Annotated in this window: 5 protein-coding genes; 4 read left to right on the top strand and 1 reads right to left on the bottom strand. The window is 64.0% G+C overall.

Annotated elements, in window-relative coordinates; all coding sequences use genetic code 11:
- Positions 1-45 precede the first annotated feature (45 nt).
- From BM052_RS17735 to BM052_RS17750, 4 genes are read left to right on the top strand one after another with little or no spacing between them, the layout of a single operon-like run.
- On the top strand, positions 46-1,296 hold the full coding sequence (locus BM052_RS17735; RefSeq protein ID WP_091149061.1) for a TolC family protein: 1,251 nt from the start codon (positions 46-48) through the stop codon (positions 1,294-1,296).
- Entirely contained in the window at positions 1,293-2,531 is a 1,239-nt protein-coding gene (locus BM052_RS17740) for an efflux RND transporter periplasmic adaptor subunit (protein WP_091149049.1), read from the top strand. Before BM052_RS17735 ends, BM052_RS17740 begins: the two co-directional genes overlap by 4 nt.
- Entirely contained in the window at positions 2,528-5,662 is a 3,135-nt protein-coding gene (locus BM052_RS17745; RefSeq protein WP_091149050.1) for an efflux RND transporter permease subunit, read from the top strand. Before BM052_RS17740 ends, BM052_RS17745 begins: the two co-directional genes overlap by 4 nt.
- Positions 5,659-6,033 (top strand): copper-binding protein, encoded by a 375-nt coding sequence (locus BM052_RS17750; RefSeq protein ID WP_255406243.1) that lies wholly within the window; start codon positions 5,659-5,661, stop codon positions 6,031-6,033. Before BM052_RS17745 ends, BM052_RS17750 begins: the two co-directional genes overlap by 4 nt.
- 132 nt (positions 6,034-6,165) lie before the next feature.
- Here BM052_RS17750 and BM052_RS17755 read toward each other — a convergent pair whose 3' ends face one another.
- On the bottom strand, positions 6,166-6,282 hold the full coding sequence (locus tag BM052_RS17755; protein ID WP_091149054.1) for a helix-turn-helix transcriptional regulator: 117 nt from the start codon (positions 6,280-6,282) through the stop codon (positions 6,166-6,168).
- Positions 6,283-6,392 lie beyond the last annotated feature (110 nt).

Genomic DNA, 6,392 nt, shown 5'->3' on the forward strand with positions numbered 1-6,392 from the left:
GCCGTGCGCCATCGCAAAGTTCAACCAGGGATGCTTCACATGAAGATGATTCTTGCTCCCGCCACTGCGGTGGCGGCCCTTGCGAGCCTAGCGGTGACGGTCGCTCCAAACGCAGCTCTGGCCGAGCCGCTGGCGTTCGGTGCTGCGCTCCAGCGTGCCGCAGACGAGGCGCCCTCGCTCCGCGCGAGCGCATCGGGTGTCGATGCCGCACGTTCTGCCGAAATTGCGTCGGGACGGCTCCCCGACCCGACACTGTCCGTCGGCATCGACAATTTCCCGGTTTCGGGACCGCCTGCCTTCAGCTTCACCCACGAAAGCATGACGATGGCGCGCATCGGCGTGGAGCAGGCATTTCCCAATCCGGCGAAACGCCGCGCTGAGCGGACCCGCGCCCGGGCGGGCATCGGCGTTGCCAGAGCTGGCCTTGCTGTCGAAGAGCAAAATGTTCGCCTTGAGACCGCGCTCGCATGGGTGGACCTCTATTATGCCAGGCGGCGCCTCGCACAGTTGCAGGTTCTGGATCAGAGCCTCGGCGACCTCCAGGCAACCGTCTCTGCAAGACTGGCTTCCGGGTCGGTTCGGCCCAGCGCGACGCTCGAACCCGAGCAGTTGCGCGCTGCCGTCAGTGACCGCCGCAGCGAGCTCGCAGCCGATGTCGCCAAGGCCCAGGCGAGGCTGGCGCGCTTTACCGGCGATCCTCAGGCTGACGTCTCGGGTGATCCGCCTATTCTCGAGGTTAATCGTACCAGACTGGTGGCTGGGCTGGCTTCGCTTCCGAGCCTGCAGGCACTCGATGCCGGCGTAGGCGCGGCGGATGCAGAAACCGAACTTGCCCGCGCCGACAAGCGCCCCGATTGGCGTGTGAGCACCTCCTATGGTCGCCGCGATCCCGCCTATGGCGACATGGTATCGGTTGGCGTCAGCATCGATCTGCCGTTGTTCGCCAAACGCCGGCAGGATCCGATGATCGCCGCGCGAGCGAGCGAAGCGGAACGGGCGCGGCTGTTGCGTACGGCCGGGGAACGCGAACTCGTGGCGTCGCTCGATGCCGACCTTGCCGACCATGCCATGCATCACCAGCGGCTGATGAACGCTCGGCAGACGCTGGTACCGCTCGCCAAACGCCGGGCCGAATTCGACATGGCGAGCTATGCGGGCGGCAGGCTGGATCTCGGGAGCGCGCTGCTCGCGACGCTCGCGCTCGCCGAGGCCGAAGTCGATGCCTTGGCGCGCGAGACCGATGTCGCACGCGACGCGATCCGGATCAATTTTACCTATGGGGAGATGCGGCCATGAAGATGGACGTTTCAGCGGCCGCGCGCTGGCGCGCGGGAATATTGGCGGCGGTGCTGATCGCGGGCGGCGGCGGATATTGGCTCGGACAGCGGGGGAATGGCGAAGCGCCACCGCCGACGGCGAGCGATGGTGCGCGCAAGGTGCTCTACTATTACGATCCGATGTTTCCGAACCAGAAGTTCGATAAGCCCGGCAAGTCGCCTTTCATGGATATGCAGCTTGTCCCCAAATATGCCGACGATGGTGCGGGCGGTACGGCGGCACAGGATGTTAGCATCGACCCGGCGGCGATGCAGAACCTGGGTGTCCGGGTTGTTGCCGCCGAAGTGGGCAATCTTGACGCCACAGTGAATGCGACCGGCAGCATCGACTTCAACCAGCGCGATGTGGCGATCGTTCAGGCCCGCTCGGGCGGGTTCGTCAGCCAAGTCTATGGCCGCGCGCCCGGCGACGTGATCGGCGCAGGCGCGCCCATCGCTGATGTGCAATTGCCCGAATGGGGCGGCGCGCAAACCGAATTCCTCAGCGTCAAACGGCTCGGGAAGCCGGAGCTGTTGGCAGCCGCGCGGCAGCGATTGCGGTTGACGGGCATGTCGGACGGCCTCATCGCCCAGGTCGAGCGGACAGGCCGGACCAATGGCACAGTGACGATCACCTCGCCGATCGCGGGCGTAATCCAGTCGCTCGATGCCCGGCAAGGCGTGACGCTGTCGCAGGGACAGACACTCGCGCAAGTCAATGGCATCGGCACTGTCTGGCTCAATGCCGCCGTTCCCGAAGCGCAGGCCGGGAGCGTCAGGGTCGGGCAAAATGCCACTGCTTCACTCACCGCCTTCCCGGGTGAGAGCTTTGGCGGGCGGGTCATTGCCATCCTTCCGACCACGCAGGCAGACAGCCGCACACTCACGGTGCGTATCGAGCTTGCCAATCGTGGCTCTCGCCTGCGCCCGGGCATGTTCGCTCACGTCGCGCTGGGCGGGGATGCCAAGCCTGCTCTGCTGGTGCCGAGCGAAGCGGTTATCCGCACCGGCACCCGGACCATCGTCATGCTGGCGATGGGCGATGGTCGCTATCATCCGGCGGAAATCCGGACAGGCCGTGAAGGCGGCGGGAAGACCGAGATTCTGCAAGGGCTCAGTGCCGGCGAGAAGGTCGTGGCCTCGGGCCAGTTCCTGCTCGATTCCGAAGCAAGCCTCACCGGCATCGCCGTGCGGCGGCTGGAAGGCAGCCGATGATCGCCAGGATCATTCGCGCCTCGGTCGCGGCGCGCGGCATGGTGCTGGCGGCGGCACTGGTGCTGACAATCATCGGGGTGGCGGCCGTCAGGAGCACCCCCGTCGATGCGCTGCCGGATCTTTCCGACGTGCAGGTCATCATCCGCACGACCTACCCGGGGCAGGCCCCGCAGATCGTCGAGAATCAGGTCACCTATCCGATCACCTCGACCATGCTCTCTGTGCCCGGCGCACGCGTGGTGCGCGGCTATTCGTTCACCGGCGACAGCTTCGTCTATGTGCTGTTCGACGACGGCACCGATCTCTACTGGGCGCGCAGCCGCGTGCTCGAATATTTGAGCCAGGTGCAGAGCCGTCTGCCCGAAGGCGCCAAAGCTTCGCTCGGGCCGGACGCGACGGGCGTGGGCTGGATCTATGAATATGCCCTGGTCGACAAGACCGGACGGCACGATCTGGCGCAGCTGCGCTCGATCCAGGACTGGTTCCTGCGCTACGAGCTGAAGGCCGTCCCCGGCGTCGCCGAAGTCGCCAGCATCGGCGGCATGGTCAGGCAATATCAGGTCGTGGTCGATCCGCAGAAGCTGGCGGCCTATGGTGTCACGGCGACGGAAGTGGCCGATGCCTTGAAGCGCGCCAATCAGGAAACCGGGGGCGCTACGGTCGAAATGGCCGAAGCCGAATATACCGTGCGAGCCAGCGGTTACCTGAAGACCCTCGATGACTTCCGGGCCGTGCCGATCCGCACGGCGGCGGGCGGCATTCCGGTGATGCTGGGTGATGTCGCGACGGTCCAGATCGGCCCCGACATGCGGCGCGGGATCGCCGAACTCAATGGTGAGGGCGAGGTTGCGGGCGGTGTCATTGTCATGCGGCAGGGCAAGAATGCCCGCGAAGTGATCGAGGGCGTCAAGACCAGGCTCGACGAGTTGAAGAAAAGCCTACCGCCCGGTGTCGAGATCGTCACGACTTACGACCGATCCGGCCTGATCGATCGTGCAGTCGAGAACCTCACCAGCAAGCTGATTGAGGAGTTCATCATCGTTGCGCTCGTCTGTGCGCTGTTCCTGTGGCACGCGCGCTCGGCGCTGGTGGCGATCCTGACGCTGCCGCTCGGCATCCTCATCGCCTTCATCGTCATGCGTGCGCAGGGATTGAACGCCAATATCCTGTCACTGGGGGGCATCGCCATTGCCGTCGGCGCGATGGTCGATGCGGCGGTGGTGATGATTGAGAATGCCCACAAGCATCTCGAACGCTGGCACCATGACCATCCCGGCAGCGAGCCGGATAACCCGACGCGCTGGCGGATCATCACCGATGCGGCCGCTGAAGTCGGACCGGCGCTGTTCCTCAGCCTGCTGATCATCACCTTCTCGTTCATCCCGATCTTCTCGTTGCAGGGCCAGGAGGGACGCCTGTTCTCACCGCTCGCCTTCACCAAGACCTATGCGATGGCGGCAGCGGCATTGCTCTCGATCACGCTGATACCGGTCTTGATGGGTCTGTTGATCCGGGGGAAAATCCCCAGCGAAGATGCCAATCCCGTCAACCGCTGGCTGACCCGCGCCTATCGTCCGGCGCTCGACTGGGTGCTCGAGCGGCCGAAGAAGGCGCTGCTGATCGCCGCCCTGATCTTTGCCACGAGCCTATGGCCGATGGCGAAGCTGGGCGGCGAGTTCATGCCACAGATGAATGAGGGCGATTTGCTCTACATGCCTTCGGCGCTTCCTGGCATTTCGGCTGCCAAGGCATCGATGCTGCTTCAGCAGACCGACCGGCTGATCAAAACCATGCCCGAGGTTGAAAGCGTGTTCGGCAAAGCTGGCCGCGCTGATACCGCGACCGATCCCGCTCCGCTCGAAATGTTCGAGACGACCATCCGGTTCAAGCCGCAATCCGAGTGGCGACCAGGCATGACGCAGGAAAAGCTGATCGAGGAACTGGATGCGCGGGTCAGGGTGCCCGGCCTCGCCAATTTCTGGATACCACCGATCCGTAATCGCATCGACATGTTGGCTACGGGGATAAAAAGTCCGGTCGGGATCAAGGTGGCGGGCGCGGACCTTGCAGAGATTGATCGCACCTCGAAGCGGATCGAGCAGGTGGTCAAGACGGTGCCGGGCGTCGCCTCGGCGCTGGCCGAACGGCTCACCGGCGGGCGCTATATCGATGTCGACATCAATCGCACGGCGGCGGCGCGCTACGGCCTCAGTGTCGCCGATGTTCAAGCGGTGGTGTCGGGCGCGATCGGCGGCGAAAGCATCGGCCAGACGGTCGAGGGCCTTGCGCGCTATCCGATCAGCGTGCGCTATCCCCGCGAAATCCGCGACAGTCTCGATGACATTGTCAATCTGCCGGTGCTCACACCCTCGCGACAGCAGATCACGCTTGGCACCGTCGCCGATGTGCGGATCAGCGATGGTCCGCCGATGCTGCGCAGCGAAAACGGCAGGCCGGTCACCTGGATCTATGTCGATGGGCGCGGGCGCGATCTTCAGACACTGGTCGGGGACATGCAGACGGCAATCGCGCGCGAGGTCAAACTCCCGCCCGGCATCAGCGTCTCCTACACCGGCCAGTTCGAGTTCCTCGTGCGCGCGACCGAGCGGATGAAGATCGTCGTGCCGGTGACGCTCGCGATCATTTTCGCGCTGCTCTACCTCACCTTCCGCCGCTGGGACGAGGCCCTGCTGATCATGGGCACGTTACCGTTCGCGCTGACTGGTGGGCTGTGGCTGCTCTATCTGCTCGGCTACAACCAGTCTGTCGCGAGCGGCGTGGGGTTCATCGCGCTGGCTGGCGTGGCCGCAGAGTTCGGCGTGGTGATGCTGATCTATTTGAAGCACGCGCTCGATGACCGCCAAGACGGCGATGTGGCTGCCGCCGTCCGCGAAGGCGCGCTGCTGCGTGTCCGGCCCAAGGCTATGACGGTCGCGGTGATCCTTGCCGGGCTTTTCCCAATCCTGATCGGTACTGGCACCGGGTCCGAAGTGATGAGCCGGATCGCCGCCCCGATGGTCGGCGGCATGCTGACCGCGCCGCTGCTCTCAATGCTCATTATCCCGGCGGCCTATCTGCTGATGCGCCGTAAATCCCAGGCTCCCATTCAACCCCAAGGAGAAGTGCAGTGAAGAAACCCCTTATTGTTATGTCCAGCCTGTTGGCTGTGGCCTCGCTCGCCGCCTGCGACAGGCAAGCCGAAGCGCCGAAACCCGCTGAAAGTGCAGCTACCAACACTGGCAGCATGGCCGAAATGCCGATGGCGGCCGAAATGAAGCACGGCAAGGGAGTCGGTACCGTGACCGAGATCGACGCGGCCAAGGGCATGGTGACACTTGATCACGGCGACATCGCCGAACTTCAATGGCCTGCCATGAAAATGGGCTTTGCCATAAAGCCGGAACTGCTCGCGGGTTTGAAAGTCGGCGACAAGGTCAATTTCGAGGTCGACTGGGACGGCAAGGCAGGGACGGTCACCAAAATCGAGAAGGCTGGTTCCTAGGCTTTGTCCTCACCGTGAAGGAAGATGCCCGGGCGTGGCTGCGTATCAACGGAGCCACGCCCCGACAATTTTGACTGGCAGGACCTGTCGCCGGGGAGTCGCAAATCGGTTCCATCCTCCAGCAGCATGAGCTCACGGAAGTCCGTCGAGCCGGACCACTTGTTCAATCCATTCCTCGATCTCTTTCTCGACCCACACGGCACACTTGGGGCCAAGCGAGCGGGATTTCGGGAATCTGCCCTCGCTCATGCGCTGATAAATCCAAAAGGTAATCCCCCGGCTATGCCGGGGAGACCATCATAGTTTGACGTATCCGGGAACCCATCGCGACATTTGCTTTCGTGAGCCGCCAAGCACAC

Origin of the sequence: Novosphingobium sp. CF614 (assembly GCF_900113255.1) — a bacterium.
GTDB lineage: Bacteria > Pseudomonadota > Alphaproteobacteria > Sphingomonadales > Sphingomonadaceae > Novosphingobium.

Bases quoted from the DNA above. Each gene is read 5' to 3' on its own strand.
- BM052_RS17735 (WP_091149061.1), top strand. From the start codon at position 46: ATGATTCTTGCTCCCGCCACTGCGGTGGCGGCCCTTGCGAGCCTAGCG.
- BM052_RS17740 (WP_091149049.1), top strand. From the start codon at position 1,293: ATGAAGATGGACGTTTCAGCGGCCGCGCGCTGGCGCGCGGGAATATTG.
- BM052_RS17745 (WP_091149050.1), top strand. From the start codon at position 2,528: ATGATCGCCAGGATCATTCGCGCCTCGGTCGCGGCGCGCGGCATGGTG.
- BM052_RS17755 (WP_091149054.1), bottom strand. From the start codon at position 6,282: ATGAGCGAGGGCAGATTCCCGAAATCCCGCTCGCTTGGCCCCAAGTGT.